This is a genomic window from Mesorhizobium sp. WSM4884, assembly GCF_029625675.1.
Lineage (GTDB): Bacteria > Pseudomonadota > Alphaproteobacteria > Rhizobiales > Rhizobiaceae > Mesorhizobium.
This window is the reverse complement of sequence record NZ_JARTVO010000014.1, coordinates 140,173-166,690: the sequence shown is the minus strand read 5'-3', so window position 1 is coordinate 166,690 and position 26,518 is coordinate 140,173. Positions and strand designations below refer to the sequence as shown.

The 26,518-nt window shown below is 63.8% G+C and carries 31 protein-coding genes and 1 pseudogene; 17 read left to right on the top strand and 15 right to left on the bottom strand.

The genetic code is table 11. The annotated features are described in order from the left end of the window. The 4 genes from P9236_RS21765 to P9236_RS21750 form a co-directional block, all read right to left on the bottom strand. Nucleotides 1-619, bottom strand: a 619-nt coding sequence (locus P9236_RS21765) for a class I SAM-dependent methyltransferase (protein WP_278076602.1), incomplete at its 3' end; no start/stop codon positions are given. Further along, nucleotides 616-1,683 carry a type III polyketide synthase gene (locus P9236_RS21760; protein WP_278076601.1) on the bottom strand — a complete coding sequence of 356 codons (1,068 nt, stop codon included), beginning with the start codon at nt 1,681-1,683 and terminating at the stop codon, nt 616-618. The genes P9236_RS21765 and P9236_RS21760, both read right to left, overlap by 4 nt. Nucleotides 1,684-1,929: 246 nt before the next feature. Then, nucleotides 1,930-2,088: a hypothetical protein gene (locus P9236_RS21755; RefSeq protein WP_278076600.1), complete on the bottom strand. Its 159-nt coding sequence runs from the start codon at nt 2,086-2,088 to the stop codon at nt 1,930-1,932. 99 nt (nt 2,089-2,187) lie between these two features. Then, nucleotides 2,188-4,113 carry a DUF4396 domain-containing protein gene (locus tag P9236_RS21750; protein ID WP_278076598.1) on the bottom strand — a complete coding sequence of 642 codons (1,926 nt, stop codon included), beginning with the start codon at nt 4,111-4,113 and terminating at the stop codon, nt 2,188-2,190. A 199-nt stretch (nt 4,114-4,312) separates the two neighbouring features. On the opposite strand from P9236_RS21750, the gene P9236_RS21745 reads away from it, so the two are divergent. Further along, nucleotides 4,313-5,821, top strand: coding sequence for a multicopper oxidase family protein (locus P9236_RS21745; RefSeq protein ID WP_278076597.1), 1,509 nt, complete (start codon nt 4,313-4,315; stop codon nt 5,819-5,821). Further along, nucleotides 5,818-6,384, top strand: coding sequence for a cytochrome c (locus tag P9236_RS21740; protein ID WP_278076596.1), 567 nt, complete (start codon nt 5,818-5,820; stop codon nt 6,382-6,384). Before P9236_RS21745 ends, P9236_RS21740 begins: the two co-directional genes overlap by 4 nt. Nucleotides 6,385-6,396: 12 nt before the next feature. Here the strand turns inward: P9236_RS21740 and P9236_RS21735 are convergent, their stop codons facing one another. Continuing rightward, nucleotides 6,397-6,879, bottom strand: a complete 483-nt coding sequence (locus P9236_RS21735) for a DUF2127 domain-containing protein (RefSeq protein ID WP_278076595.1) — start codon at nt 6,877-6,879, stop codon at nt 6,397-6,399. A 37-nt stretch (nt 6,880-6,916) separates the two neighbouring features. Here P9236_RS21735 and P9236_RS21730 point away from each other — a divergent pair, with 37 nt between their 5' ends. From P9236_RS21730 to P9236_RS21705, 6 genes are all read left to right on the top strand, one after another. Next, entirely contained in the window at nt 6,917-7,459 is a 543-nt protein-coding gene (locus P9236_RS21730) for a phosphatase PAP2 family protein (RefSeq protein WP_278076594.1), read from the top strand. 94 nt (nt 7,460-7,553) lie between these two features. Next, nucleotides 7,554-7,787, top strand: coding sequence for a hypothetical protein (locus P9236_RS21725; protein ID WP_127427482.1), 234 nt, complete (start codon nt 7,554-7,556; stop codon nt 7,785-7,787). Between the two features lie 106 nt (nt 7,788-7,893). Further along, nucleotides 7,894-8,040, top strand: coding sequence for a hypothetical protein (locus P9236_RS21720; protein ID WP_278076593.1), 147 nt, complete (start codon nt 7,894-7,896; stop codon nt 8,038-8,040). Further along, nucleotides 8,009-8,683: a dihydrofolate reductase family protein gene (locus P9236_RS21715; RefSeq protein ID WP_278076591.1), complete on the top strand. Its 675-nt coding sequence runs from the start codon at nt 8,009-8,011 to the stop codon at nt 8,681-8,683. Before P9236_RS21720 ends, P9236_RS21715 begins: the two co-directional genes overlap by 32 nt. A 312-nt stretch (nt 8,684-8,995) precedes the next feature. After that, nucleotides 8,996-10,246 (top strand): sensor domain-containing diguanylate cyclase, encoded by a 1,251-nt coding sequence (locus tag P9236_RS21710; RefSeq protein WP_278076589.1) that lies wholly within the window; start codon nt 8,996-8,998, stop codon nt 10,244-10,246. Nucleotides 10,247-10,437: 191 nt separating this feature from the next. Beyond that, a complete protein-coding gene (locus tag P9236_RS21705; RefSeq protein WP_278076588.1) occupies nt 10,438-10,656 on the top strand; it encodes a hypothetical protein in 219 nt (72 codons plus the stop codon). A gap of 248 nt (nt 10,657-10,904) precedes the next feature. Here P9236_RS21705 and P9236_RS21700 read toward each other — a convergent pair whose 3' ends face one another. Both P9236_RS21700 and P9236_RS21695 read right to left on the bottom strand, forming a co-directional pair. Next, nucleotides 10,905-11,837 (bottom strand): dimethylarginine dimethylaminohydrolase family protein, encoded by a 933-nt coding sequence (locus tag P9236_RS21700; protein WP_278076587.1) that lies wholly within the window; start codon nt 11,835-11,837, stop codon nt 10,905-10,907. A gap of 24 nt (nt 11,838-11,861) precedes the next feature. Next, nucleotides 11,862-13,451: an amidohydrolase gene (locus tag P9236_RS21695; RefSeq protein ID WP_278076586.1), complete on the bottom strand. Its 1,590-nt coding sequence runs from the start codon at nt 13,449-13,451 to the stop codon at nt 11,862-11,864. A gap of 82 nt (nt 13,452-13,533) precedes the next feature. Here P9236_RS21695 and P9236_RS21690 point away from each other — a divergent pair, with 82 nt between their 5' ends. The 5 genes from P9236_RS21690 (at nt 13,534) to P9236_RS21670 (ending at nt 18,704) form a co-directional block, all read left to right on the top strand. Continuing rightward, nucleotides 13,534-14,421 carry a LysR substrate-binding domain-containing protein gene (locus P9236_RS21690; RefSeq protein ID WP_278076585.1) on the top strand — a complete coding sequence of 296 codons (888 nt, stop codon included), beginning with the start codon at nt 13,534-13,536 and terminating at the stop codon, nt 14,419-14,421. A gap of 339 nt (nt 14,422-14,760) precedes the next feature. Continuing rightward, nucleotides 14,761-15,855, top strand: coding sequence for an ABC transporter ATP-binding protein (locus tag P9236_RS21685; RefSeq protein ID WP_278076584.1), 1,095 nt, complete (start codon nt 14,761-14,763; stop codon nt 15,853-15,855). A gap of 68 nt (nt 15,856-15,923) precedes the next feature. Next, the gene (locus P9236_RS21680) at nt 15,924-17,036 is read left to right on the top strand and encodes an ABC transporter substrate-binding protein (RefSeq protein WP_278076583.1); all 1,113 of its coding nucleotides are present in this window, start codon (nt 15,924-15,926) and stop codon (nt 17,034-17,036) included. 23 nt (nt 17,037-17,059) lie between these two features. Next, complete coding sequence (locus P9236_RS21675; protein WP_278076582.1) at nt 17,060-17,893, top strand: ABC transporter permease; 834 nt, start codon at nt 17,060-17,062, stop codon at nt 17,891-17,893. 4 nt (nt 17,894-17,897) lie between these two features. Beyond that, on the top strand, nt 17,898-18,704 hold the full coding sequence (locus tag P9236_RS21670; protein WP_278076580.1) for an ABC transporter permease: 807 nt from the start codon (nt 17,898-17,900) through the stop codon (nt 18,702-18,704). A gap of 307 nt (nt 18,705-19,011) precedes the next feature. Here the strand turns inward: P9236_RS21670 and P9236_RS21665 are convergent, their stop codons facing one another. Beyond that, entirely contained in the window at nt 19,012-19,554 is a 543-nt protein-coding gene (locus tag P9236_RS21665) for a cytochrome b (RefSeq protein ID WP_278076579.1), read from the bottom strand. 208 nt (nt 19,555-19,762) lie between these two features. Beyond that, nucleotides 19,763-20,122: a metalloregulator ArsR/SmtB family transcription factor gene (locus P9236_RS21660; protein ID WP_278076578.1), complete on the bottom strand. Its 360-nt coding sequence runs from the start codon at nt 20,120-20,122 to the stop codon at nt 19,763-19,765. A 445-nt stretch (nt 20,123-20,567) separates the two neighbouring features. Here P9236_RS21660 and P9236_RS21655 point away from each other — a divergent pair, with 445 nt between their 5' ends. From P9236_RS21655 to P9236_RS21645, 3 genes are all read left to right on the top strand, one after another. Then, on the top strand, nt 20,568-20,765 hold the full coding sequence (locus P9236_RS21655) for a hypothetical protein (RefSeq protein WP_347405198.1): 198 nt from the start codon (nt 20,568-20,570) through the stop codon (nt 20,763-20,765). A gap of 116 nt (nt 20,766-20,881) precedes the next feature. Next, entirely contained in the window at nt 20,882-21,127 is a 246-nt protein-coding gene (locus tag P9236_RS21650) for a DUF982 domain-containing protein (protein ID WP_278076577.1), read from the top strand. Nucleotides 21,128-21,414: 287 nt separating this feature from the next. After that, complete coding sequence (locus P9236_RS21645; RefSeq protein ID WP_278076576.1) at nt 21,415-21,657, top strand: DUF982 domain-containing protein; 243 nt, start codon at nt 21,415-21,417, stop codon at nt 21,655-21,657. Between the two features lie 433 nt (nt 21,658-22,090). On the opposite strand, the gene P9236_RS21640 is transcribed toward P9236_RS21645, so the two are convergent. The 3 genes and pseudogenes from P9236_RS21640 to P9236_RS21630 form a co-directional block, all read right to left on the bottom strand. Then, complete coding sequence (locus tag P9236_RS21640; protein WP_278076575.1) at nt 22,091-23,056, bottom strand: glycosyltransferase; 966 nt, start codon at nt 23,054-23,056, stop codon at nt 22,091-22,093. Nucleotides 23,057-23,140: 84 nt separating this feature from the next. Continuing rightward, nucleotides 23,141-23,392: pseudogene (locus tag P9236_RS30875) on the bottom strand (DapH/DapD/GlmU-related protein); the annotation flags it as partial. A gap of 326 nt (nt 23,393-23,718) precedes the next feature. Next, on the bottom strand, nt 23,719-24,378 hold the full coding sequence (locus P9236_RS21630; RefSeq protein WP_278076573.1) for an FkbM family methyltransferase: 660 nt from the start codon (nt 24,376-24,378) through the stop codon (nt 23,719-23,721). Between the two features lie 429 nt (nt 24,379-24,807). Between P9236_RS21630 and P9236_RS21625 the strand changes: the two genes are divergently transcribed. Continuing rightward, on the top strand, nt 24,808-25,014 hold the full coding sequence (locus P9236_RS21625) for a hypothetical protein (RefSeq protein ID WP_278076572.1): 207 nt from the start codon (nt 24,808-24,810) through the stop codon (nt 25,012-25,014). Nucleotides 25,015-25,109: 95 nt separating this feature from the next. On the opposite strand, the gene P9236_RS21620 is transcribed toward P9236_RS21625, so the two are convergent. The 3 genes from P9236_RS21620 to P9236_RS21610 all read right to left on the bottom strand — a co-directional run bounded on the left by P9236_RS21620 (nt 25,110) and on the right by P9236_RS21610 (nt 26,465). Beyond that, entirely contained in the window at nt 25,110-25,418 is a 309-nt protein-coding gene (locus tag P9236_RS21620) for a HigA family addiction module antitoxin (protein WP_278076571.1), read from the bottom strand. Between the two features lie 26 nt (nt 25,419-25,444). Further along, the gene (locus P9236_RS21615; RefSeq protein WP_278076570.1) at nt 25,445-25,723 is read right to left on the bottom strand and encodes a type II toxin-antitoxin system RelE/ParE family toxin; all 279 of its coding nucleotides are present in this window, start codon (nt 25,721-25,723) and stop codon (nt 25,445-25,447) included. Nucleotides 25,724-25,811: 88 nt separating this feature from the next. Further along, on the bottom strand, nt 25,812-26,465 hold the full coding sequence (locus P9236_RS21610; protein WP_278076569.1) for a suppressor of fused domain protein: 654 nt from the start codon (nt 26,463-26,465) through the stop codon (nt 25,812-25,814). Nucleotides 26,466-26,518 lie beyond the last annotated feature (53 nt).

The following is a 26,518-nucleotide window of genomic DNA, read 5'->3' as shown; positions in this document are numbered from 1 at the left end:
TGCCGCGGAAGCCGGCGCGCACGCTCTGGGCGGCGTCATGCCTGGTGACATCGTTGGCGCCGATTGCCGGCAGAAGGCAGGCCGCGGCGAGCGCCAGGCCCGCCCGCAGCGGTTCGGTCGCCAGGATGAGCGGCGCCTTGCCTTGCAGCCGCGAAAACAGGTGCAGCAGTCCGTCGTCGTCGAAATGATGCAGGAACAGGTTGACCGTGATCGCGTCGAAAGGCCAGTCACGAGCGTTCGCCATCACGTCCTTCTCCGCCCAGTCGAAGACGTCGGCGGTGATGGTTTCGAGCCTCCATCCCAGCGCGGCGAAATCCGCCGTGAGCTCCGGCGTGACGAGGCCGACGCGATCGAGCATCGTCAGTTCCACCTCGCGCCAGTCCTTTGCCATGCGCCGCGCCACCTTCAGCATGAAGGTGCCGTCGCCGGCGCCGATCTCCAGGATACGGCCCGGTGGCCTCGGCAGAAATTTCCGCATGAGCGCGGCCATGATCGGCGCCTGGAACATCAGCGCATTGATGCGGGCGAGATCGCGGCGCGAGCGGCAGGCCCGCGCGTCGTCGGGCGGAAGCCCGTCCAGGATTTCCGGAACGAGACTGCGCTTGGCGAGCGCGCTCACGAGACCGTCCTGAACAGCATCGTCTCGGCCGTCAGGCCCGGTCCGAAGGACATGCCGCAGCCGAGCAGGCCGGCCGGCTTCTTCAGCATCTCCTCCATCACGAACATGACGGTCGGCGACGACATGTTGCCGTATCGGCGCAGCACCTCGCGCGACGGCTTGAGCGCGGCGGGCTCGAGGTCGAGCGCCCTTTCGACGGCATCGAGAACGGTGCGGCCGCCGGGATGCACGGCCCAGAGGTCGATCGCCTCCGGCGGCCGGCCGCCCAGGATGGCGTCCTGATTGCCGCGCAGCGCTTGCTGGACCGCCGCCGGCACCTTGCCGGAAAGAACCATGTCGAAGCCGTGGTCGCGGATATCCCAGGTCATCAGGTCGCGCTGCTCGTCGGCGACGGTGCAGCGGAAGGAGTCGAGCTCGATCCCGGGCGGCTCGGCCGTGACGAGCGTCGCCGCGCAGCCATCGCCCCACAGGCAGAAGGATAAAAGCTTGTGCAGCTCGGTGGTTTCCCTCAGATGCAGCGTGCAGAGCTCGATATTGACGAGAAGCACCCTGGCTTGCGGGTCGGAGCGGACGATGTGGCGGGCAAGCTTGAGACCGTTGACGGCCGCGTAGCAGCCCATGAATCCGATGATTGTGCGCTCGACGTCGTCCGGCAGGCCGCAGCGCTGAACCAGGTCGAGGTCGATACCGGGCGCGGAGAAACCGGTGCAGGTGGTGACGATGAGGTGGGTGATGCGCGACGCCTCGTTGCCGAGATGGAGCCCGTCGATGCTGGTTTGCGCCAGGACGGGCGCGGCCTCGCCGAACATCGCCATTCTGGCGGCCGTTCCGGGAAAGGCGCCGCGCCGGAAGGTTCCGCCGAGATCGGCCGCCGGCCCTTCCGGGTCCAGCGCGGGCGCAAAGCAAGAAAAGCGGTGCTCGATGCCGGCCAGGCCGGCCATGCGTTCGAATATCCTCCTGCGATCGTCGGCCAGCATCGAGGCGGCGTAGCGCAGGTAGAACCGATGGACTTCATGTTCCGGAACCGCTGTCGCGATCCGGTTGATATAGGCGTTGGCGGACATGTACTGTCTCCCTGGGCTTCGGGCGCGATGCGCGCTGTTGCCGGAGGGGTTCCTTGCTCATGAGCGCCCCTGTCGGGCGCCAGGCTCTGAGCGTTGCCTGTTCCATAAACGTTTCGGAAAACCTGTTTCTTCCCAGGCGCGTGATCCCGAACCTAAAAGGTTTGGAAGGGATGACAGGCAAAATCAAAGTGTTACAGCCTTTTCCGTGCCTGGCAGGCAAGGACTTGGGCCGATCACTGGGGCCGATCACTTGCTGCCCTGCACCGCTCCGGGCACGATCAAGGTTCCCTGGTCGCGCTCTGAATATCTGAAGCCGATAAAGAACAAGGCGATGATGATGAGGCAGACCGCCAGCACGGTGGCGAGGATCCTTCCCGGGTTATCGGCAGGCGGTTTGTCTTCCATGGCAGTTCGCCTCGCATAATAAACCTTGCGAGAGCGGCAAGGGTTCCAAGATCCAGGGCGCGTTCGTCGCATCTGGGAGTGGCGAGCGCTCCGCCGCGATCACGTGACATCGATGACCACCATCAGTCCGCCGCCGCCCTTCTCCTCGACATTGTTGTTCGTCGTGTGGTGCGGGATGTGGCAGTGGATCAGCCATTTCCCCGGGCGCCGCGCCGTCCAGACGACATCGTAGCGCTGGCCTGGCCCGACATTGATGGTGTCGGCGAGGAAGCGGGCCGAGGCTGCGATCGTCTCGCCGTCGCGGGCGACCACCTCGAACGGTCCGCCATGGATGTGCATGGGGTGGATGAAGCCGTTGTTGGTGCCGATGAAGCGGACCTTGAGCGTCTCGCCGACCTTCATATGGATCGTGTCGGTCGACGGATAGGCCTTGCCGTTGATGGTGAAGAAATTCGGCATGCCGCCGTCCATCGGCATCGAAGGATAGGTCAGCCCTTCCCGCACCAGCCATTCCTGCAGTTCGATGACATAGTCATGGTCGGCCGCGACCTCGTCGGCTGGGTTGGCGGGGTCGATGATCAGCGCGCCATAGAGGCCGAGCGCCTGGGTGCGGTCCGGCTTGGCGTGCGGATGATAGAAATAGGTGCCGTGCTGTGTGGCGGTGAATTCGTAGGAATAGGTCTTTCCGGGCTCGATCGGCGGCTGCGTGATCTCGGCCGGCCCGTCCATCTGGTTGGGCAGGATCAGGCCATGCCAGTGCACTGTCGTCTCCTCCGGCAGTCCGTTGGTGACGTTGATGCGCACCCGGTCGCCCTGGCGGATATGGATGCGCGGGCCTGGGATCTGGCCGTTATAGGCATAGGCGTCGACCGTCACGTCCGGCAGGATATACCAGCGGATCATCGAGGGTCTCAGCTCGAACACCTTGACGCCGTTCTCCATGCGGAAAGGCAAATCCCGGTCGCCCCTGGCCGCGAGGCCGTAGGAGGCGGTCACCAGGCGCGGATCGGCCGCCGCCATGTCGCGCATCGTGTCGGCCGGCGTGTCGCGGTCCATGATCATGCCCTGCGGCATGATCACCCCGCCGACATCGCGGGCCGAGAGCGTGAGGTTCAGCCAGTTCGCCGGTGCCGCCATGCCGAGCGCCAGCGCCATCGCCGACACGGCGCCGAGTGCCGCGATCTGCGGCGTGGTCGCGTCCGAGTGCATGGGATGTCCAGCGTTGCCTTTGCTCTTGTGGGAGGCGGTGTTGTGCCCTTGCTCGTGACGGCCGTGACCGCTCGCGTCGCCCTGCTGCATCTGCATCCGCGCGTGTTCCCCCACGGCTGACAGTTGTCTATGGCCTGCACGGGCTTTCTGCGCGCGCTCGGTCATTAGGCCATGCTTCAACTCGCGCGCGACCAGCCAGACATTGGCGGGATAGGCAAACGCGAAGCCGGCGATGACGCCGAGCGACATCACGCCCCAGAACAGAAGCTCGGTCGGCTCCATGGCGCGCATGTCGCGGCCCATCATCAGGAAGCTCATGACCGGAGCCATGCCGGCCATCATGAAGTTCATCGAGATGAATTCGGGAACGAAGCTCTTGCGGACGTTTTCCCAATAGGTGCCGCCCATCATCGATTTCATGAACAGCGACTGGAAGATAAAGAGGCCGAAGGCAAAGCCGGCAAGATATTCGACAATGAGGTCGAGCCACATCGGCAGGCCGAGCGTGGCGGTGACGACCGCGGCAAGGATGATGCCGGTGGCATCGCCGGCCACGCAATGGATGGTCGAGCCGACGCCCTGCTTCCAGAACGGGCTGGTGAAGGCCTCGTGCTCGCCGGGGCGAGGTTCCTTGTCGGCGAGCACGTAAAGCAGCAGGCCGAGCGGACCCATGTAGAGCGTCACCAGGATGAAGCCCCATTTCATCACCGTCGGCTCGGGATTGTTGCGGTACTGGTCGAAGCCGACATAGAGCGTCGAGGCCAGCGCCAGCACGAACCATGCAACGAGGAAATAGTCGATCGGTTGGATAAGCATGACCCGGCTTCTCGGGCTGGTTAATGAAACGGCTGGTTGTACCTGCGGGTGAACGCCGCCAAGGCCATTACGATCCATCCGCCGAAATTTCCGGCTTCAGCTGCCGGACCCGCTTGACCTTCCAGCAACTGGAACCCCTAGTCTGCGCAAGCGGTCGCCATGGCGGCGTCCTCCCCAATCACGATCGAGGAGAAAAACGGTGCATCGACGCGGCTTTCTGGTGGCGGGCCTGATAACGGCTCTGGCGGGCTCTCGCGCGCTGGCGCAGATGAAGATGGACAGCATGTCGGACATGGATATGGGCAGCCATGCGGGCCATGACATGGGCGCCATGGCGCAGACGCCCGCTGCTCTGCCGGAGGGCGAGGCGCTGCGTGAATTGCCGCCGCTTGCCAACGACGCCGGACAGGCTGGCCTGTTCAAGGCGAGGCTGACGGCGGAGCCGGCGACAGCGCGCTTTGTCGCCGACCGGGACACGCCGATCCTCGCCTATAACGGCACCAGCCCCGGGCCGCTGATCGAGGCCTATGAGGGCGACCGCGTCGAGATCACTTTCGCAAACCGGATCGAGGGCGAGCCGAGCACCATCCACTGGCACGGCATGCCGGTGCCCGCCGACCAGGACGGCAATCCGATGGATCCGGTGGCGGCAGGCGCCGACCGCGTCTACGCCTTCGAGCTGCCGGAAGGCAGCGCCGGCTCCTACTGGTACCACCCGCATCCGCACGGCCGAACGGCCGAACAGGTCTATCGCGGCCTCGCCGGCGCCTTTGTCGTCAAGGCCAAGGCCGATCCGGTGCCCGCCGCCTATGGCGACACCGTGCTCATGTTCACCGACCTTCGCCTTGCCGCCGACGGCTCGATGCCCGACAACACCATGAGCGACCTGATGAACGGCCGCGTCGGCGACCATGTGCTGGTCAACGGCCAGAAGAACCCGCGGCTCGCGGTGGCGATGGGCGCGAAACGGCGCCTGCGGCTCTACAACACCACCAATGCGCGCTTCCTCAGGCTCGTCTTCGCCAACGCCGCGATGACGGTGATCGGCAGCGATGGCGGCCTGCTGGAGGAGCCGGTGGCGGCCGACGAGATCCTGCTCGGCCCGGCCGAGCGCGTCGAGCTGGTCGTCGCCTTCGACAAGCCGGGAACCGCTTCGCTCACCACGCTTTCCTATGATCGTGGCTGGATGGGTCCCGGCCGGCCCGAGGATGCCGGGCTGACGCTGCTGACGGTGGATGTCTCGGACGCGCCGGCCGAGGCGATGCCGCCGCTGCCCGAGCGGCTGAGGCCGATCGCGCCGCTTGGGGCTCCCACGATCAGCCGGCGCCTCGTCTTCACCGAGACCATGGCGATGAACGCCACCGGCATGGAGATGGGTTTTTTGATCAACGGCAAGGCGTTCGACATGGGGCGCGTCGACATCGTCGCCAAGGCCGGCGACACCGAGCTCTGGGAAATCGTCAACCGGGCCGACATGGACCACCCGTTCCATCTCCACGGCACGCAGTTCCAGGTGGTCGAGCGCGAGCGCGACGGCAAGGTCTCCAAACCGTCTTATCTGGCGTGGAAGGACACGGTCAACGTGGCGCGCGGCGAGACGGTGCGGCTCGTGACGCGCCAGGAACGGCCGGGGCCGCGCATGTATCACTGCCACATCCTGGAGCATGAGCAGCTCGGCATGATGGGCATCGTCGACGTGCAGGCATGAGGCTCCGCGCCGTTCTTGGGGTGGCAACACTAGCGCTCGCCGGCCCGCCGACCTTTGCTCCGTCCCTGGCGGCCGCTCCGGGCAATCCCATCGTGGCGGCGCGCCAGGCCTCGATGAAGGAGATGGCGGCCGCCGCGAAGGCGATCGCCGAGATGTTCGACGGCAAGCGCGCCTATGAGCCGGCGGCCTTCAAGGCGGCGGCGGAAACGCTCAGCGCGCGCACCGGCCCTGCCCTCATCGCCGAGTTCCCCGCCGGCTCGCTCGGCGTGCCGTCAGCCGCCAGGCCGGAGATCGACCAGGCCCGACCGGAGTTCGAGGCGCTCGCCCGCCATGTCGGCCGGCTCGCCGACGCGCTCGCCGCCAAGGCAGATCAGGGACCGGCCGCGATCACCAGCGATATGCGCATGGGCGCCATGCTGCCGATGGATGGCGGCAGCCTGCTCGGCAGGCGCCCAGGCGCTGCCGAGACCGATCCGGCAAAGCTGCCGGCCGAGCATCTCCTGCATCTCATCCTGCAGGATTGCTCGAGCTGTCATTCGAAATTCCGACGGAAAGTCGAGTGAGGCCTAGCGCGCTCAGCCGGCCATATGGTGGCGCACCGCTTTCCACTCCTGCCAGATCAGCCACATGACGATCGCGTCGAAGACGGTCAGCACAAGCAAGCCGGGCGAGTGCGTGTAGGAATAACGATAGACCTGGTAGACCATGAAGGCGCCGAGCGCCGCGAGCGAGGCCGGGTAGGACCACAACTTACCGCGCAGCAGGCCGATAACCAGCAAAAGCTTAATCAGCCCGTGGCTCAGCAGGTAGAAGGCGTAGAACTCCTTGCTGTCCACCGAAAACTGGCTGGCCATCCGCGACAAATAGCCGGCTATGAAGTCGTTGGGATCCTCGATCAACTCTTCCTGGGTGAACATGTTGACCCAGGAGGCGATGGTCTCGGTGGTGACGGCGTAAAGCATGATGCCGCCAATGCACTCGATCAACGCATGAGCACCTTTCAGCCATACGCTGACCTCAAAGAGCTGGTGAATGCGATGCTCGTCGGCAGGCTTCAACGATCGACCTCACGATGGACCAGGGAAACAGACAGGAATGGACGCTTCGCTCACGCACTGGATCAACTCGGCTGCCGGCGTCAGCCCGCTCCTTGATAGGACAATGATAGCGATCTCACAAATCGGCGTGCCGCTGATGGTGATCGCGGTCGCACTGCAATGGTGGTCGAGGACCGATCGTACCCATGTGCGCCATGCCTGCCTTTCCGCCGGCCTCTCCTTCCTGCTGGGTCTTGGCATCAACCAGATCATCCTGCTGTTCGTCCACCGGATCAGGCCTTACGATGCCGGCGTCACGCATCTGTTGATAGCGCCCAGCGCCGACTGGTCGTTTCCGTCAGACCATGCGACGGCCAGCATGGCCATCGTCGCCGCCTTCGCGATGCAGGCGCTGCCGCGCCGCACGCTTGCCTTGCTTGCCGCTGCGCTGCTGATCTGCTGGTCGCGGCTCCACATCGGCATCCACTATGCGGGCGACGTCGTGGGCGGCGCCGCCACCGGAGTCGCAGCCGCCCTGGCGGTGCGGCTTGCCTATCGCGAGAATTCACGGCTCGGTGCCTTCGCAACGAAGATTCTGTAGAGGCTCCGCTCCGGGTCGATGGGCGCGCATCACAAAAGTGACGTTCTGACGGAGCTATATGCTAGGCTCATACAGCCAACACAGGGTTCTGGTCATGGATGCCAGCGAACTGCAGGCCATAGGCGACACGCTGATGCGCCTCGTCACACCCGACATGACACCGAAGGAGCTGGTCAAGGCCGTCCGCAAGGTGCATCCCGGCACCAAGAAGAAGGACATCGCCCGCGCCGCCTTCCACGCCATCATCGCCAATGCCGACCAGGATCTCGGCAAATCGAGGAACCTGCAGGCCTTCGCGCTCGCCGAGCGCACCCAGCAGGCGGAATAGCGACCACCGAGGATGGCTGCAAATTGCACCGATCGAATTGTGAAAAAATTAATAAGCCGTTTCTAATATTACAGGTCATCCGGCAACAAACCCGGCGACGGACCCCATGACAAAGAACCTCGGCAATGCCAAGCCCAACGCTCCAGCGAGAGAGATGAAATCCTCACCGCTCGGCAGGATCGCACCGGCGCTGTTCCCGCTGGTGGTCGTGGCGCTGGGCTATGTCGTCGGCAAGCAGTTCTTCGGCTTCTGATCCGAGGCTCGCGTCATCCCCGGCCAAACCGATTGCAAAATGCAATCAGATGTGCATCCTTGACCTCGAACAGGGCACGAAGGAGGCGCGGATGGCCCGGATCATCTATTCCATGCTGATGTCGCTGGACGGCTATATTGCCGGGCCGGACGGGAGCATCGACCTGCCGGTGCCCGAGGAAGAACTGCACCGGCATTTCAACGAGGACATGCGGCGGACCGCGATCATGCTCTGCGGGCGCCGCCTGTACGAGATAATGCGCTTCTGGGACGATCCGGAGCGGGAGAAAGGCGGCGAGGTCGAGCGCGATTTTGCCCTGGCCTGGCGCAAAACGCCGAAGGTCGTGTTTTCGACGACGCTCCGCGAGGTTGGCGCCAATGCGCGCCTGGCGGATGGCGATGCCGTGGCGGTGGCAAGGTCACTCAAGGCGGAGACGGATGGCCAAATCGGCGTCGGCGGCGCCGAGTTGGCCGGAGATCTGGCCCGCGCAGACCTGATCGACGAGTATCGGCTCTACATGCATCCGGTCGTGCTCGGCGGCGGCAAGCCATATTTTCGGCATGGCCAGTCGTTCACGCTGACGCCGCTCTGCATGCAGCGCCTCTCCCAAGGCGTGACGCTGCTGCGCTACGCTCCAGCCTGAGCGAGCCTGAGCGCGGCAGGTCAATGCCGGTGAGCGAAACAGGAGGCCGCCGCTTCGGCCGTTTGCCCTCCCCGTGCTGCTTTGGTCCTAGGGCCTAGGTCGTTCTTGCCCTTGCATGAGCGCAAGCGCATGTTCGAGATAGCCGGCAGGCTCGCAAACTCCGGTCAGGCCCGGCCGCCGAACCCAATACACCCCCCCAGGCTGCCGGGCCGCCGGCGTGAGTAAAGCTCCGGCCGACCTCTCCCTTTTACCGAATGTTCAGCCCTGTCCTGCACTCTGCGCCACCGGGCGGTGTGGCAGTGAGGCAGTGCCATGCATCGGATGCTTAGGGAATCGCCGCCGCTGGCGATGGAAGACGTCGCCGAGGCCGAACGGCTCGAAGCGCTCAACTGCTTCGACGTGATCGACACGCCGCGCGAGGAAGCGTTCGACCGCATAACGCGGCTCATCCGCAACATTTTCGACGTGCCGGTCGCAATCGTTTCTATGATCGACGGCCACAGGCAGTGGTACAAGTCCTATGAGGGACTGGAAAACCGCGAGGTCAGCCGCGACGAGACCTTTTGCAAGTACACGCTGCAGGACATGACGCCGCTGGTGGTGCCGGATGCCCGCGACGACATCCGCTTCGCGCAGAACCCGATGGTGACCGCCGGACCCCAGGTCCGCTTCTATGCCGGCGTGCCGCTGCGCACCAACAAAGGGCATAATATCGGCACCGTCTGCGCGATCGGCTTCGAGCCGCGCGCTTTCACGCCGCGCGAGACCGCCATCCTGTGCGACCTGGCGGCCCTTGCCATGGACGAGCTGGAACTGCGACAGCTCGCTTCCGTCGATCCCCTGACAGGCGCGTTGTCGCGCCGCGCCTTCAAGGAGCGGGCCGCGAACGCCATCGCGCTGGCGCAGCGCCACGAACACGGCCTCGCCTGCATCGCCTTCGACCTTGATCATTTCAAGTCGATCAACGACGGCCACGGCCACGCCACGGGCGACAAGGTGCTTGCCGCCGTCGCCGCGGCCTGCCGGGGCCAGTTGCGCGGTACCGACATTTTCGGCCGTCTCGGCGGCGAGGAGTTCGCCCTTGTCCTGCCGCACACCGATCGCGCGCAAATGGGCGGGGTCGCCGAGAAGGTGCGCGAGGCGATCGAACGCGTCGCCGTCAGGAATGGCGAGACGCCGGTTCCCGTCACCTCCAGCTTCGGAATGGCGGCGCTCGATGCCCGCACGGCCGACATTGAAGCGCTGCTCGCCAATGCCGACGCCGCCCTCTATGAAGCGAAGGCCGCCGGCCGCAATCGCTGCGTCGCCTGGCGGTCGCCCAACGATGCGCCAGGCAGCCCTCGCCGCCGCGTGCTCAAAGCCGGCCGCATCCTGTTCAACAACCGCATGTCGTCGATCGACTGCACGGTGCGCACGCTGGGCGGGGACGGCGCCGGCCTCGACGTGACCAGTTCGATCGGCGTGCCAGGGACGTTCAACCTGCAGATCCGCTCTGACGCCTTCGATAGCTGCTGCCGCATCGCCTCGCAGACCGAACGCCATATCGAAGTCGAATTCTGCTGAGTCGCAGCCAGACTTTTATCCATTTTGGCAGCCTTTGCAAAAATCTATATTTTCGACAACAAGTGTGCTCGTCTCCCGCGACTCTTGTCGTACTAAAGGCCAAGGAACCGAAACCTTGCGGCAACCCTTCGGGCGTTAAATCGTATTGCTCTCGAGGGTTGAATTCTTGGGGCAACGGGCTGGAGCTGCACATGGTGGCAGGCGAACCAGATAGTGTCCGCGTGAAATTCATCAACGCCCAATGGCTGGTGCGCGTCGTCGAAGGCGGCAGGCTGACCCATCAGTTGTTCGACATCCACGCGGAAGCCGAAGCCTTCGCCGAGGAGGAACGCCACCGGCTGGGCCTGCCCGGCGAGCCGCCGGCCGAGGAGCCGGTCGAGACAAGGCGACGCAGCGGGCGCGGGCGCTGACAAAGACAAGGCCGGGCGAATTTCCCATAGGGTTAGCGCTCTACGGCGCCCCCCTCTGTCCTGCCGGACATCTCCCCCACTTGGGGGGAGATTGGCAGCTTCAACGCCCCGCTCAATCCTGCAACGTCGGTGATTGGCGAAAGCCAACGCGACATCCGATCTCCCCCTTCGTGGGGGAGATGGCCGGCAGGCCAGAGGGGGGGCGCGAAGGAGCGCGGCCTCGGCGATTGGCGATCCTTGAAACCGCCTTAAGCTTTCACGCGCTTCAACGCTTGCGCCATGCAGTGGATGCCGCCGCCGGTCTTGGAGATCTCGCTCATGTCGACGGCCGCGACCTCGAAGCCCTGCGCCTTCAGCTTTCCGATCAGCGTCTTGCTCGACGTCGGCGCGATCACCCTGTCCTTGCCGAGCGACATGAAGTTGCAGCCGAGCGCCATCGTGTCCTGGAAGGGCACGTCGATGATCTCGTGACCCTTGCCCTTCAGCCAGTCGACGATGCCGGGCTCGGTGCAGGCGAGGCAGACGGCGGTGAGCTTTTCGGCGATCGGCACCACCATCAGGTCGATATGGACGTAATACTCGTCGATGAAGGCGATGCGAGTTTCCCAGCCTTCCTTGTCGAACCAGGCCTGCACCTGGCGCGCACCTTCCTCCTGCGTGCGGGCGCCGCCGCAGCCGATCAGCACCACGCCTTCCTCGATGACGTTGAAGTCGCCGCCCTCGAAGGTGCCGGCCGTCACCATGTCGTAGATCGGGATGCCGAGCTTTTCATAGGTGCGGATGGCGGCGTAGTTCTCGCCGCGCCGCCACCAGTTGGCCATGGCGGTGATGAAGGCGCCATAGGGCGTCATGACGCTGGAGTCGCGCGAATAGACCTGCATCGGCAGTTCCGGCGTTGGCTCGTGCCAGTGGATGTTGACGCCGAAATGCTCGTAGGCGGCGACGAGGTCCTTGTGCTGCGCCTGCGCGATCTGGATGTTGCAGGGCGCCTCACGCAGATGTTTCCGCGACAGCGAGCTGGTGGAGAGATGCCGCAGGAAATTGGGCGAGCCAAGCAGGACGTCGGTCAGCACATCGGTCTCGTTGGCGAAGCCCCAGGCGGTCAGCGGCTTGGTGCCGCCGGCGGGGTTGCGGCGCTGCAGCGAGAAGGGTTCGGCGACGATGCGGTCATGGACGGTCATGGGGTTCTCCTCGATTGAATTTTGTCATGCGGTCGCAGCCGGGATCCACCAGTCGCGCCCGCGCGGCGTGGTGACATATTCCGGCCAGCGGAAGTTTATCGGCGGTTCGTAATCGCAGAGCGGCGCGATCCAGTTCGAGCCGCCGACGCCGCCGCCGGTGCGGGCGACGAATTCCTCCATCGCGGCATCGCGCGCGGCCTTGTCCTCCAGCAGACGCAGCGCGGTCAGCGCGACCGTCTTGGAGGCGCATGTCACCATCGGGTCGATGGTGGCCGGAATGCCGCCAAGCGCATTCATCACCCAGGCGGCATAGGCGTGGCCGTTGGCCGAGCGCAGCGCCGGACGGGCGATGTAAAAGCGCGCCGTCGGCGCATGCCAGCTCATGTCGGTATAGTCGTCGGAGGTCGAGTTCACCTGCGAGGGCGGCAGGTCGCGGCGCAGAATCGCCTCTGCTTCCTGCGGCGCAATCAGCCGCTCCAATTCGTCGATGAACGGATTTTCGGTCGCCCCGCCGCCTGCATTGACCTGGACCTCGCGGGCGATCGCTTTCGCTTCTTCGCTCCACTGCGGCGCTCCCACGGTGGAGAGAGCCGCGTAGGTGATTTCGGCCATGGCGTGGTTGGCCAGCCCCGGCCGCGACTTCGACACCCAATGACACTCGTAGCGGCAGCCGCTCATCCTGGCTGCCGCTTCCGCGTTGCGGTCGAGCACGGCGGTCACCTGCTCGGCCATGGCAACGGTCGGCACGCGGATCATGTACTGGATCTCCGCCAGTCCCGCCGGCAGGTTGTCGGCGGTCGCCTGGCCAGCGGTGAGGATCGCCTCGCTGATCGACCAGCCGCCCTGGTGCGTCAGCATGGAATCGCGCAGCGCCTTGGAAGCCATGTACATCATCATCAGCGCGTCGTTGGCGCCGGGCGCGCGCACTGCCGAATGCGCCTGCGGGATCGGTGCGCCGTCGCTTGCGCGAACCCAATTTTCGGGTTCGTCGCAAATGAAGCGGTAGATCATCGCGTAAGCCGCGCCGCAATGTGTGTCCCAGCGCGCGGTGTTGCAGAGTGGCAGCATGTAGAAGGGATGGAAGGAGATCATGCCGGCAAGGCCGTCATAATAGCCTTTCGCGGCATGGATCGGCTTCGAGCCCCTCACCTTCTCGGCCGGCTCGCCGGTGAAGCGCAGCGTGCCCTTTATGCCATGCTCAAGCATCGCCGCCTTGGCGGCGAGCAGGCCGCCGAGGCTACCGATGCCGAGGCCCGAATGCGGGTCGGTGTGACCGCCGGCCTCGAAGCCCAAGCCGGGCCTCGGCTGCTTCACGGTCGCGGCGTCCTGGCAATTGCCGGGCACGGCGTCGTATTCGGCATACATGCCGACTGTAGGGCCGTCCCCGTTCGTCCAATGGGCGCAGAAGGCGGTCGGCATGCCGCCCGAGCCTTCCTCGACCGAGAAGCCCTCGCGCTTCAGCCGGTCAACATACCAGGCGGCCGACTGGTACTCGCGCCAAGCGGTTTCGCCGAAGTCGAAAATGGTGCGCGTCCAGGCCGACAGCAGCGGCTGGATGCCGTCGATGCAGGCGAGCGCGGTTTCCTGCGCTGAGGTCGTCACCGGTTCCTCCATGCCGTAAAGAAAGCAGTGAAGCGGCTCATCAAAAAGTGATATGTTTTCCCGGCTCGTGCAAATTCGGTTCACCTGAGGCATCTTGCGAATACCTTCCACGCAGGCGCTGCGCGCCCTCGACAGCTTCGCCCGTCACGGCAGCGTGTGGCGCGCCGCCGACGAACTCCACCTCACCCGCAGCGCCGTCTCGCATCAGTTGCGGCTGCTCGAACGAGACCTCGGCTTCGATCTGCTGCAGCGCATCGGCAAGGGCGTGGCGCTCACGCCGCGCGGCCAGCGTTACGCGGCGGATGTGCGCAAGGCGCTGACCGTGCTCGGCGACGCGATGACACAGGGCGGCGGCACCGGCGTCGGCGGCTCCTTCGCCATCTCCTGTCCGCCGGGCTTTGCCTCGATGTTCCTGTGCACCCACATAGGCGAATTCCAGCAGATGTATCCGGACGTCGCGCTCTCCGTGCTGACGCCGCGGCGACTCGACGACGTCAGCAATCCGGAAGCCGATGCCTTCATCGCGTTCGGCGTCGGCAACTGGCCGAACCGGGCGGTGGAACTGCTGTGCGAAGTCTCCTTCACGCCGCTCTGCAGCCCGACGCTGCTCAACAAGATCGGCGGATTTTCCAAACCCGCCGACGTGCTGCGCGCCAATCTGCTCCATCTCAGCGACACCGAGGACTGGGCGCGCTGGCTGGCGCTGTCCAAGGTGGAAAATCCCGATACCGAGGGCGGCATCTTCTTTTCCGACATGAACCTCGTCTTCTCGGCGGCGATCGCCGGCCAGGGGATCGCCCTGGGCGACGAGTTGACCGGCCGCCGGGCGCTGAGCGAGGGGCGGCTGGTCAAGCCGTTCGAAGCGACTGTCCCTTCGCCGCGCGCCTATTTCCTGGTCTTCGAGCATGCCAAGGCGGGCCACCCCGTGCTCAATGCCTTCAGCGAATGGCTAAGGGCGAAGCTGTCGGAAAACAGGCTTTAGAGGAATTGAGCGGGCCGATGGAGAGCCAATCTCCCCCCTTGCGGGGGAGATGGCCGGCAGGCCAGAGGGGGGTGTGACGGAACGCCGACATTTCCGGAATCTCGAGGTGGCAATTGCCGTCTTCTGAAAATTCTTCGCTTTTCAGTTTCTACGCTGGCGGGACAGCACCCCCCTCTGCCCTGCTGGGCATCTCCCCCGCAAGGGAGGAGATTGGCAGCTGCAGCGTCGCCTCCCTGCCGCAACATGTGAATCAAATTTGCCGATCAGGCGAAAACTATTCGGTTGCGGTGAGCCGCCAGCGTGCCTACGATTTCAGCCGACACTGAGGATAGAGGCAGGATGCAGCAACCCGGCCGGGCCGCAGAGATCAAGGCGAACGGGATCGGCAAGAGCTTCGGCTCGTTCCGGGCGCTGGACAATCTGACGCTCGATATCGGCCGCGGCGAGTTCCTGACGCTGCTTGGGCCATCCGGTTCCGGCAAGACCACTTTCCTGATGATTTTGGCCGGCTTCGTTCAGCCGAGCGAAGGCCGCCTGTTCAGCGACGGCACCGACATCACCGACCGCCCGGCCGAACAACGCGCCGCCGGTATGGTGTTCCAGGGCTACGCGCTGTTCCCGCATATGAGCGTGGAGCAGAACATCGCCTTCCCGCTCAAGGTGCGCAAGAAAACGGCCGCCGAGATCAGGCATCGCGTTGGCGAGATGATCGAGCGCGTCGGGCTGAAGGGCCACGAGAAGAAATTGCCGGCGCAGCTTTCCGGCGGCCAGCAGCAGCGTGTGGCGCTCGCCCGCGCGCTGGTGTTCGAGCCGGGCGTGCTGCTCCTTGACGAGCCGTTCTCGGCGCTGGACAAGAGCCTGCGCGGCCAGATGCAGGCTGAGATGAAGCGGCTGCACCAGGAGACCGGCACCACCTTCGTCTTCGTCACCCACGACCAGAGCGAGGCGCTGGCGCTGTCGTCGCGCGTCGCCATCTTCAATCACGGCAAGCTCCTGCAGGTCGGCAGGCCGGACGAGGTCTACGACCGACCGGCCAACCGCTTCGTCGCCGAGTTCCTGGGCGAGATCAACATGCTGCCGGTGAAGGGCGTCAAGCCCGCCGACAATGGCGCCACCGGTGTCTGCGAGGACCGCGCGGTCAACATGCGCTGCAAGGCCGAAGCGATCAAGGGCGATGCCATCCTGGCCATCCGCCCGGAGCACATGTCGATCGCGCCCGAAGCTTCTGTCGGCGAGAACGGCATCGCCGCGACCGCCGTCGCCTCGACCTATCTGGGTGCCGCGACCAAGCTCGACCTCACCACCCGCCAGGGCGCGAAGGTCACCGTGTCGGTGCCGAACGAAGTTGCGGCCTCCGCCCTCAGCAAAGGCAATTCCGTCTGGCTGACCTGGCCGGCGGAAAAGGGTTTCCTCCTGCCGGACGGAGGACAATGAGCGCCGACGCGGCCTGAAATCGCCGCACCGGCTTCCGGACCAGATCAACGAAAACAAGGGGAACTGAAATGAACGATACCAAGAAGCAAACCATCGAATCCCTCGCCGAGAGGGCAAAACGCGGCGAAATCTCTCGCCGCCGATTCGCGCAGCTCGCGGGCCTGGTGCTTGCCGGTACACCGATGCTGCTGCGCTCGACCAGCTCTTTCGCCGAGACCAAAGGACTGGTGCTGGTGAACTGGGGCGGCGACGCCATCACGGCCTACGACGCGGCCTACGGCCAGGCCTTCACCAAGGACACCGGCATCCCGGTCAAGATGGACGGCTCAGGCCCGACCGAAGGCGCGATCGCGGCGCAGTTCAAGAGCGGCGCACCGACCTGGGACCTCGTCGACGTCGATCCATTCTCGGCGATCACGCTCGGCGGCCAGGGCATGCTCGAGCCGATCGACTACAAGATCGTCGACAAGAGCAAGATGCGGCCGGGCTTCGGCTGGGAATATGCCGCCTCGACCTACTTCTTCTCCTATGTGATCGCCTACGACTCGCAGAAATTCGGTTCCAACGCGCCGACCGGCATGGCCGATTTCTTCGACGTCAAGAAATTCCCAGGCAAGCGCTCGCTCTACAAATGGGGCGTGTCGAGCTGGGAAGCGGCGCTCCTTGCCGACGGCGTGGCGCCCGCCTCGCTCTATCCGCTCGACCTCAAGCGCGCGCATGACAAGATCGCCGCCTTCAAGGAAAACGTCGTCTCCTATTGGGGCGGTGGCGCCGAGAGCCAGAGCGTGCTGCTCAACGGCGAGGCCTCGATGGCGATCGTGTGGTCGACGCGCGCTTCGCTGATCGAGCAGGACTCCGGCGGCCAGATCAAGTTCATCTGGGACCAGGGCCTGATCTCGCCCGGCGCGCTGGCAGTGCTGAAGAACAATCCCGGCGGCAAGGAGGCGGCGATGAAGTTCATCGCCAGCACGCAGGACCCGCAGAAGGAACTGGTGATGTTCGACAAGCTCGGTCAGGGTCCGGCGAACCCGGCCGCCGACGCGCTGATCCCGGCCGACAAGAAACGCATCAATCCCGTCGATCCGGACAACATGAAGAAGCAGATCCCGCTCGACATGGAGTGGTACGCCAAGAACTACGGCGCAGCACTCGACGAGTATACCAAGATCATCTCCGCCTGATCGGACGGAGATGCCGAGCTGACATGAGAGGCACCCTCTCCGACAGGATGGGCGCGGCGCTGCTGATGGCGCCGCTGCTCCTGTTCCTTGTCCTTGCCTATGCCTGGCCTTTCCTCGGCGTGGTGAAGTGGAGTTTTACACTCCCCTCCCCTGGCCTCGGCCAGTACCACGCCCTGCTCACCGATGACCTGGTGCAGTCGGTGTTCATCCGCACGCTGCGCATCGCGGCGATCGTCACGATGGTTTCCGTCACCGCGGCCTACGCGATCACGGTGGTGTGGGTGCGCGGCAGCCCGGTGCAGCGCGTGCTTGCAGAGTTCTGCATCCTGGTGCCGTTCTGGATTTCGGTGCTGACGCGCGCCTTCGGCTGGGTGGCGCTGCTCTCCAACCGCGGCCTGATCAACACCTGGCTGCAATCGATCGGCTTCATCTCCGAGCCGCTGACCCTGGTGCGCAACGAGTTCGGCGTTATCGTCGGCATGTCGCATTTCCTCATCCCTTTCGCGGTGTTTCCGCTGGCATCCGCCATGCGCAGCCTGGACGAGCGCGTGCTGCTCGCGGCGCGAGGCCTGGGCTCCAGCCGCATGCGCACCTTCTGGGCGGTGTTCGTGCCGATGACGCGCTCCGGCATCATCGGCTCGGCGATGATCACCTTCGTCTTCTCGCTCGGCTTCTTCGTCACGCCGGCGATTCTCGGCGGCGGCCGCAGCGTGATGATCGCGGAGCTTATCTACCTGCGCATCTTCCAGAGCCCGGACTGGGGGCTGGGCGCGGCGATCAGCGTCGTGCTGGTGGTGTTCGTCGGCGCGCTGATGGCGCTCTTGTTCCGCTATGTCAAACCGAAGCAACTGGTGTAGCGCGATGCCGACCTACCGCCCCGGCCCCGTCTCGCTCATCCTCGCAGTGCTCGTGGCGCTGTTCCTGCTTATGCCGTTGCTCGCCGTCATCCCCGTGTCGCTGACGCCGAGCCGCATGCTGACCATGCCGACGGGCGAATTGTCGCTGCGCCACTACCGCTCGCTGATCGAGGATCCGCGGTGGCTGGATTCGATCCTGCTCTCGCTCCGGATCGGCGCCGTCAGCAGCGCGCTCTCCACCGTGCTGGCGCTCGCCTTCAGCCTGGGCGTGTGGATGTTCCAGCCGCGCTTCACCGCCACGCTCGTCGGCTTCGTGCTGCTGCCGATGGTGGTGCCCCCGGTGGTCTCGGCGGTGACGCTCTATTTCCTGCTCACCTCGGTCTCCGGCATCTCGTCCTTCTTCGGCTACGACACCTGGCTGGGTGTCGCGATGGCGCATTCGGTGATGACGGTGCCTTTCGCCACCGTTCTGATCCTGGTGTCGCTCAGCCAGCTCGATCGCCGCATCGACCTTGCCGCGCGAGGCTTGGGCGCCAGCGTGTGGGAGCGCGCGACGCGTGTCATTATGCCCAACATCAAGTTCGGCATCATCACGGCAGCACTTTTATCCTTCGTGCTCTCCTGGGAGGAGATCGGCGTCACGCTGTTCATCACTTCGGTGAACGCCATCACCCTGCCGCGCCTGATGTGGATGGGCCTGCGCGACAACATCGATCCGGCGATCGCGGCGCTCTCGGTGATCCTGATCATCATCACCGTGCTGGTGCTCGCCATGCGCAGTGTCATCACACGGCGGCGCCCAGCGGCGTGAACTTTGCTTGCCCCGTGCCTCAAACGAAAGAGGCCCGCCGGGAGCGACGGGCCTCGTGAGGCGCCGAAGTGGAAGTTCGACCCGTCACGCGATCCGGGGGTGTGGATCGCCAAAAGCTTAGCCGGCGGAGGGCGGGCGGACGATTTACAAATCCGTAAACTCTGGAAAGGCGAGAGCGAACGGCTTCGGCGAAAAGCGGCTGATTATCATAGCCTTGCGGGCAAATGCCGCTTCGCCCGCACAGCGCCCTTCAATCAAAAGTGATGGCGCAAAAAACGACCAGCCGCAGTGAACGAGACCCGGCGTGTTAGCGATTCCCGGGAAGCATTCTGGTCAGGATCTCGTCCCGGCGAACGAAATGATGATAGAGCGCGGCAAGGGCGTGTATGCCGGCCACGATCAGTATGCCGTTCGCGCATAGCGAATGCAGCTCGCGGATGGTCCGGGCGGTCGCTCGGTCCGGAGCAAACGGCGCCGGCACGGTGAACAGGCCGAAGAAGCTCAACGCGTCGCCCCTGAACCAGGTCAACAGGATGCCGAGGACGGGAATCGCGACCAGCAGCGCGTAAAGGACGAAATGACCGACCTTCGCGGCGGCCTGCTCCGCGGCAGTCATCTCCGCCGGCAGGCTCGGCGCCCCTTTCATGCCGCGCAGGGCCACCCGCCAAAAGACAAGCGCGGCGAGCAGGAGGCCGAAGGAAATGTGCAATCGCCAAATGGCGTCGACCGCCGGATCGCCACGGGGATAGAACTCTTCGCCGAAGGTTAGACCATAAAGCAGAATAACCAGGGCAAAGAGCGCCCAATGCAAGAATTTCTGGCTGGACGTATAGGTGCTTATGACGGCCATCACGAGGCTCCGCTGGACATACACCCGTGTTTCGGGCCTGTTCCTGGCAGACTTGTGACAGCCAAATTAAGAATTGGTAAGGCTTCGACCAATTGACAGGTTGGCGCGAGCAGGCGTCCCGCGTCGTAGGCAGTGCCGTTTTCACCACGCCGGGCGAGCGGCGCCGCGCAAGGCGAAGGCCCCCCGGCCTCGCCTGCGTCGCAGCCGATCAGGCGGCCTGCGGCCGCCGCATTCTCTCGACGAGAGCCTGCCGGGCCGGGCCGGCAAGCGGCCTATCCATGGTCAGCAAACCGTCGAGCAGAGCGAGGAGTTCTCGCGCCGCGGACGACTTGCAGGAGTAGTAGACCATCTGGCGGTCGCGGCGGGTATCGACCAGGCCAAACCTGCGCAGTTTGGCCAGATGCTGGGACAGTGCTGACTGGCTGAGTTCGACCTTGTCGGCGAGCGCGCCGACCGACAATTCGCCTTCGGCCAGATAGTTCATGATGAGCAGACGCTTCTCGTTGCCCATCACCGCAAGAAAGGCTGCCGCGCTTTCTGCGTTGGCGGTAAGTTTCTTCGTCACCATCGATTTCCCCATATTCATGCTCTTCCGAGGCCATGGGGGCGATGGCTTCAGAGTTCCAGAGCATTCGTGGACCTGCTCCGACATGGAATCGGAACCTGCCCTGCTTCTTTGTTCGACCAAATCCCGCCGTAACCCGGTTGCCACCACGTCGGGATATTGGCCTCGGACAGCATGCGCCACGTTGTTGCGTGACGCAAGTTGGCGCAGACTCGGAATAATTCCGCGCCGCTAATGAATATCAGTGCTTCGTTGTTTCAGCAAGGATATAGCGAGGCTGGCCCAGCATCCGGCGTGCTCGCGGCCAGATCATGAGAGGAAAAGCCTGCAGGCCGCGGTCTGTGGGGAACGCACATCGTCACCATTCTTCGAGGACTCACCTCGTTTCCGAACCCGTGATAATATTAGCCGGGGAAGGAAAAGGGGGACATGGGCGGAGGAGGAAGCCATGTCCAATATGTCACGAAACATGTTCACACCGTTAGAGACGGCTCTGTTTGGGCGCGTCTTCGAGAGCGGCCGCGTCGCCGGCGAGACGGAAGAGCAAAAGGAAGCGCGCGCCTCGCGCATCATCGCGAACTACATGGCGGGCATCACCGACGAGGCGGAACTCGTCGAACTGTCCCGCAAGCCGCTCGGACGATAGCACGGAACGATGTCCGCCGCCGGCGCGCGCTGCTCACATCCTGTTGAAATATCGGGATGAAACCCTCCGGGCAGTTGCGCGTTTCTGATCCGCTCACAACGCATCAGGGTTTCGCGATGATCCAGGGATGGTTTTCCAGGCCGGTCGAAGTGGCCGTCGGCGTGGCGGGGTCGATCCGACACATTTCCAATGCGCAGCAGGCCGTCGAATTGCTGACGGGCCAGTGGCGCGACGCCGGCAGCGCGCAGCATGGCGCGGCGCTGCGCGCCTGCCGCCGGGCAATGACTGGCGACGTTCCGGCCGACAATGCCAGGGAAGCCTTCGTCAGCGCCGCGCGCGAAGCGCATGTGCTGGTCGAATAGGCACTCGATAGAATGCTGACTGCCCGCATCGCCGCGGAGGATTGCGCGGCCCAACCAGTGACTTTGGGCATGTGTTTTTGAGCGGTGCGCCGCGCCGGGTCGCAACGCATGATTCCGGCCGTCAAGCCGGCCCGGACGGCTGATCTCCGATCCCGAAAATTCTTCGGAACATTATAGGCGGTGGTTGGTTAACGCGCGGGTCCGCCAATCATCCCGGACCCGCATTCCAACAGGCGCCAGCCGGCGCCGTTGCTTGTCAAAAGACCACCATACGAACGGAGGATGTGATGAACGACGTCTGGTTTTCCGAGCCGGTCGTGATTGATTTCGAGCCAAGCAGACAACACAAGGTCTCAAGCTGCTTCGAGGCCGTCGAATGCCTCGACCAGCGCTGGCCAAGACGGGCGCGCGACGGCGCCTGGCGGTCGGCAAGCCGCGTCTGCCGCGACGCGCTCGACGGTTTGAGAAGTCCCGTCGAGGCCCGCAAAACCCTGCGCAAGGCGGCGAAGGCCGCCGGCCTGCTGGCCTGATGCGCGCGATCCCGGGTGGGAAAACCGTCCGGATCGTCTCAACTTTGTCCCAGGCATTGCCGTCGGCGGCCTGCTGGCCGAGAAATTTCGGAACATTGCAGCCGCCGACCTGTTTTTTCCCTGTAGTCTCCTGACTACAGGGTCCAGACCCAAGCCGAGCCCGTTCCGGCTTCCCATCGCCGGGGCGGGCTTGATTTTTACGCCGGCAATCCGGACGGAAGACAGCAGCGCGGCCGACGTATACTCGAGAGCGTTGAGCACGCATCCCGCTGGGTACATGAAAACGCCGGCCGCTGGGCTTCAGGGCGCCTGTTGTTCAGGCCTTTTCATTTCGGCGAGTCGGACCTCGGACCTCAACGCAAAGACAAGGTCGTGGTGAACGGGAGGTTACTATCCACAGGACGCGACCGAGCGGACGGTTCCGGCGCGTCGATCAGTCGAACCCGCCGAGCGCTTCCGGAAACTGAACCGCCATGGCTCCCTCGTCCGCTTGCCTGGCGTAGATTTCATGCATCTTCCTGCCGTCGTATCTGGCGCGGCGGCGCTGGACGTCCTTGCCGAAGAGGCCCGCGACGACGTCAAAACGCCGGAGAAAACGCTTGATCACGCCGCGTTCGAACGGCACGCGCTGCTCGAAGGGCTTGCCCCATGGTGTGTCCTTTGCCAGATCGCGCCAGATCCCGAGCGCGTCGAGTTCCACCCCAACCTGGTTGCCCCATGGCTTGCCGCCCGCGAAATGCCGGGCATAGGCCTGGGAGAACCGAAAATCGTTCGTGCCGTTCGACATCAGATTCCAGTTCGGGTGCATCGTCTGCCACTTGCCCTCGAAGACGATGTTGAGCGCATTCTGGTCGTTCATCTGCCCTTCGACGGCGAGCCTGCGGGCCTCGCTCAACAGGTCCTGCTCGCGCACCGGCGGCATGTTGAAGACGATGATGCCGGCATTGAAATAAGGCGCGCCCGGCTGCATCGACATCTCTTTCCGGTAACCCGGGCGGAAATACATGTAGTCGTCGTGGGCCGCCAGCAGGTGCGCATGGATTGGCTGGTCCACCAGATCGGCAATGTCGCGGTTGAACAGGACGTCGCAGTCGATATGGGCGATGCGATCGTATGCCGCGAATTCGGGGAACCGGTCGGCGAACAGCCGGATGAAGGTGGCGACGCTCCCCGGCCGAAAACAGTAGCCGGAGTCAGCCATGAAGTTCGCCACGTCCACGATCCGGATGCGGTCTTTCAGCAAGCGATCGGCAATGTCGATATCGTCCTTGCTTGCCCCGACATGCATGATGAAGCCGGGCGTCATTTTGCGCGAGACGTCCAGAATTCTGCGAGCCGCCAGGCAGGCGTAGGGAAAGTATTTGGCGTCCGCCGCCAGAAAGAAACACGAGTTGGCCATTCGAACCGTTTGTTGAACCTATTTGGTCGCGGCGCCTGCCACGGAATGCTTCTCGATGGAGCCGGTGAGGGTTCCGGCTTCCTTTTTGATCTTGCCGTCGTCCCACTCCCACCACCGGATCGCCAGCAGGTTCGAGATGACGTCTTGAGAAAAGCGGTATCTGATCAGCCGCGCCGGAGACCCGCCTACGATCGCGTAGGACGGCACATCCCTGGTGACCACGGCTCCGGCGCCGACCACCGCACCGTCACCGACCTTCACCCCTGGCAATATTATGGCGCCGTGGCCGATCCAGACGTCATTGCCGATCGTGATGCCGCCAGGTCTGCCGCCATTGCCGATCGGCTCGGGCTGCTTCAGCATTCGGCTGTAGATCGGAAACGAGGTGGCGCTGTCGGTCGGATGCTGACCGGAGCACATGAAAAGCACGTCGCCCGCGACCGAGCAGAAGGCCCCGACCGTTAACGGCGCTTCCTTGGACGGGAACAGGATCTTTCGCCACGTCACACCGTAGGTGTGGCGGCCGATGGCCACATTCTCCGGCAATTTGCCGCGGACATCCCTCAGCCAATTGGAAAACATGGACATTTTGCACCTCACCCGCAGCCTTCTGCGACATAGCCACAGATGAGCCACCACAATCCTTTCGGGCGCAGCCCGAATCAGCCCCAGCCCAAATCGATGTTCTTGATGCCCCCTCTGCCGATGCGGTCGCGAAGCGCGGCGATCCTGTCGGCCAAATCCTGCGACAGCCTTTCGTGCGTCTCCACCAGAACATGCCCAATCGACCGGTAGATGCCGTCATCGAGCATAGCCTCGATGCATTCGGCCTCGGCACCCTCGATGTCCATCTTGATAACGCTGATCGGCTCTTCGAGCCCTTTCAGAAACGGCACCAGATCGATCACCTCGACTTCAACGGCGCGGCCGTTCGCGTGCTCGGGCACCTCGAACAGAGACGACCACTCCGTCATCCGAACATTTTGCGTGTCCGGCCTCTGATGAAGGATCGCCGTCCTGGCTGAGCCTCCCACGGCTTTTGGAATGATCGTCACCCGCTCGTCACTGCCGAACCGGTCCCTCAAAATCTCGAGGGCCGTGGGGTCCGGCTCAAAGGCGATTACCCTCATGCCGTAGCTGAGAGCATGCCGGGTCACATCGCCTACATTGGCTCCGAGGTCGATGAAAAGGCCACGACGCGGAAGGGATTTCATCAGCCGATGAAAATCGAACTCGGCCTGCCTCTTCGGGCGCGGCGGACGATGCCATCTGCGGTACAGATGCCAGCGCAATATAAATTCGAGATAACTTTCCTGTAACACCCCGAAGCCCCCGCTTCCTTGGCGCGGATATACTGACCACCGCGCGCGTCTTCAAGCATGGAATTCCTCGCCGAGCGCCACGCGGTGACATTCCGGTCGAGCCGAGGTTGGCCGAGGGTGTCAATTGAAGGGCGCGCGTCAGCGGCCTCGGCCTTTGGCCCAGGTACAAAGCATCGCCTGCCGATCGCACAGGAACTCCTTCGCTCGTCGCGAGCAGGTCGGACTGTTCAATTCAGACTTGGGTCGCACATGTCGCAGGACTGCAGGTCCATTTCCAAGCGCCGTGCAAGCCAAGTATTATTCAGCGGGCGAAAGTATCGGGATGCGTTGACCACCAAGTTTGACAGGGCAGCGGTTGGCGGACCTCCGTATCGACGGTGACCTCCAATCCGGCAGACCTGTGTCGCTGAAGCCGGGAGGCTCTTGGGAATGACCTACGTCGTCAGCGTATTCGAGACGTGGTATTGGCAATCCATCCTTGCCACGAAGGACTGGGCCGAAGCATTGGCGCTGGCCAGAGAGATCGGCGACAAAGGGCGCGTCGAGCAGAAACCGGAACCGGATACGCCTTGGACTGGCGTGGCCTCCAGAACCTCTCGCATGTCGCCAGCCAATGATCGGTGGGCCAAGGCCTGAGCCTCTCGACCACGGCAAGCATGTCAGGCGCTTAGGCTCGCCTGCGGCGCAATTCGCGCCAAGGCAGCCGACAAATGGCGAATCCAGTTACGGACTCACGCAGCGTGCAGGGTCGGAATGGCGCTTACGTCCACTTCCCGCTCCGCATGCCAAGCGTCATAAGCGGCCTGCATGCGAAGCCAGATGGCGGCGCCGTCGCCGAACATCTTTCCGAGCCGCGCCGCGACGGCCGGCGAAACCGGCTTCCGCTCACGGGTGATGTCGTAGAGCTGTTGCCGCGAGATCCCGAGCAGCTTGGCAATCTCCACCTTGGTCTTTCCGGTTGCCGGGATGATGTCCTCAAGCAGCGCTCCCGGGTGGGACGGGCAGCGCTCAATCGGACGCTTCGGCTTGTGCTCGCTCATAAACCGACTTCTCCAATCTGTTCGCCTCAATGATATTGCTCGAAGTCGACGCGGGCGACATCCTTGCCGTCGAATTCGAATGTGATGCACCACGGGCCATTCACATGGACCGTGTAGCGGGTCGGGTCGAAGCCTTTCAAAGCATGAAAATCAAAACCTGGCAGGTTCATGTCTTCAGGCCGTTCGGAAATTTCGAGACGGTCAAGCCTGACAAGGATACGCTTATGCATCTTGGCGTCGATCTTCCCGGTTTTCCCGGTTGAGAACAGTTCCGCCAGCGCCTTGCTCTTGAACGACTTGATCATGTCGATCTGTAAGCAGAGAGCATACACATGTCAAGATTCTGTAAGCAAAAAGTGTTCATGACAACCCGGCGAGCGCCGGCTGACGGTGCTAGACGGCGGACTGCCTATGCGGATTTATCACAGGGAAGAAGCCGGATGACCGAAGCCGTGTGACGAGCGCGTCGTTCCCCTTTGCCTTGGCAAAATCCAATTCGCTATCGGTCGTACCCACGAAGGCCAAAAATTCGACTCTTCCGGACGGCAAGGTAAAGCCAAGCGGAAGAGAGCTGGCGCGGCTGACGACCACGTTTCGGACCAGACAGCTTTCCACGCCGTTGATAGGCGAGCGCAGCGGAATCCTATCGCCCTCGGCCAAAGGCCCGCGACCGCCAAAATGGCCGGCGCCGAGGAGCAGATCGAACGCCAGCAGGTTCTGCAGGCAACGGATCGCCCAATCGCCACGCTCCGTGGAGGCGAGAATGAACTCGATCCCTGCTCCGGATTCGCCATCAGGATCGTAAGCTTCCTCTTCCTGCTCCCAAGGATTTGAATGGCCAGACGTGACATAAAGCCAATACGGCCTTTCCGGCGTCGGTCCGTGCTCGAACACACCGTAGAAGAGCCATCGTGGGTCGACCTCGGTTATGCCGAACCTCTGTTCAAACAGCTCGCGTGGCAGCACAAAGATGCCCCGTTGTTCACCGCCAAAGATGGTTGGGTAAACATCTTGCTCGCGAATCCGCCAGACTTCCTCAAAATTCATTCAATTGCCCCCCGAACAGCGCACGGATGTGGGCGCTACCCATCGAACTGTGA

Coding starts and splice junctions, on each gene's coding strand:
- P9236_RS21675 (WP_278076582.1), top strand. CDS start 17,060: ATGAGAGGCACCCTCTCCGACAGGATGGGCGCGGCGCTGCTGATGGCG.
- P9236_RS21640 (WP_278076575.1), bottom strand. CDS start 23,056: ATGGCCAACTCGTGTTTCTTTCTGGCGGCGGACGCCAAATACTTTCCC.
- P9236_RS21665 (WP_278076579.1), bottom strand. CDS start 19,554: ATGGCCGTCATAAGCACCTATACGTCCAGCCAGAAATTCTTGCATTGG.
- P9236_RS21705 (WP_278076588.1), top strand. CDS start 10,438: ATGGTGGCAGGCGAACCAGATAGTGTCCGCGTGAAATTCATCAACGCC.
- P9236_RS21625 (WP_278076572.1), top strand. CDS start 24,808: ATGACCTACGTCGTCAGCGTATTCGAGACGTGGTATTGGCAATCCATC.
- P9236_RS21610 (WP_278076569.1), bottom strand. CDS start 26,465: ATGAATTTTGAGGAAGTCTGGCGGATTCGCGAGCAAGATGTTTACCCA.
- P9236_RS21730 (WP_278076594.1), top strand. CDS start 6,917: ATGGACGCTTCGCTCACGCACTGGATCAACTCGGCTGCCGGCGTCAGC.
- P9236_RS21695 (WP_278076586.1), bottom strand. CDS start 13,451: ATGGAGGAACCGGTGACGACCTCAGCGCAGGAAACCGCGCTCGCCTGC.
- P9236_RS21670 (WP_278076580.1), top strand. CDS start 17,898: ATGCCGACCTACCGCCCCGGCCCCGTCTCGCTCATCCTCGCAGTGCTC.
- P9236_RS21650 (WP_278076577.1), top strand. CDS start 20,882: ATGATCCAGGGATGGTTTTCCAGGCCGGTCGAAGTGGCCGTCGGCGTG.
- P9236_RS21680 (WP_278076583.1), top strand. CDS start 15,924: ATGAACGATACCAAGAAGCAAACCATCGAATCCCTCGCCGAGAGGGCA.
- P9236_RS21710 (WP_278076589.1), top strand. CDS start 8,996: ATGCATCGGATGCTTAGGGAATCGCCGCCGCTGGCGATGGAAGACGTC.
- P9236_RS21645 (WP_278076576.1), top strand. CDS start 21,415: ATGAACGACGTCTGGTTTTCCGAGCCGGTCGTGATTGATTTCGAGCCA.
- P9236_RS21720 (WP_278076593.1), top strand. CDS start 7,894: ATGACAAAGAACCTCGGCAATGCCAAGCCCAACGCTCCAGCGAGAGAG.
- P9236_RS21750 (WP_278076598.1), bottom strand. CDS start 4,113: ATGCTTATCCAACCGATCGACTATTTCCTCGTTGCATGGTTCGTGCTG.
- P9236_RS21685 (WP_278076584.1), top strand. CDS start 14,761: ATGCAGCAACCCGGCCGGGCCGCAGAGATCAAGGCGAACGGGATCGGC.
- P9236_RS21740 (WP_278076596.1), top strand. CDS start 5,818: ATGAGGCTCCGCGCCGTTCTTGGGGTGGCAACACTAGCGCTCGCCGGC.
- P9236_RS21655 (WP_347405198.1), top strand. CDS start 20,568: ATGTCCAATATGTCACGAAACATGTTCACACCGTTAGAGACGGCTCTG.
- P9236_RS21725 (WP_127427482.1), top strand. CDS start 7,554: ATGGATGCCAGCGAACTGCAGGCCATAGGCGACACGCTGATGCGCCTC.
- P9236_RS21715 (WP_278076591.1), top strand. CDS start 8,009: ATGTCGTCGGCAAGCAGTTCTTCGGCTTCTGATCCGAGGCTCGCGTCA.
- P9236_RS21760 (WP_278076601.1), bottom strand. CDS start 1,683: ATGTCCGCCAACGCCTATATCAACCGGATCGCGACAGCGGTTCCGGAA.
- P9236_RS21660 (WP_278076578.1), bottom strand. CDS start 20,122: ATGGTGACGAAGAAACTTACCGCCAACGCAGAAAGCGCGGCAGCCTTT.
- P9236_RS21615 (WP_278076570.1), bottom strand. CDS start 25,723: ATGATCAAGTCGTTCAAGAGCAAGGCGCTGGCGGAACTGTTCTCAACC.
- P9236_RS21755 (WP_278076600.1), bottom strand. CDS start 2,088: ATGGAAGACAAACCGCCTGCCGATAACCCGGGAAGGATCCTCGCCACC.
- P9236_RS21700 (WP_278076587.1), bottom strand. CDS start 11,837: ATGACCGTCCATGACCGCATCGTCGCCGAACCCTTCTCGCTGCAGCGC.
- P9236_RS21620 (WP_278076571.1), bottom strand. CDS start 25,418: ATGAGCGAGCACAAGCCGAAGCGTCCGATTGAGCGCTGCCCGTCCCAC.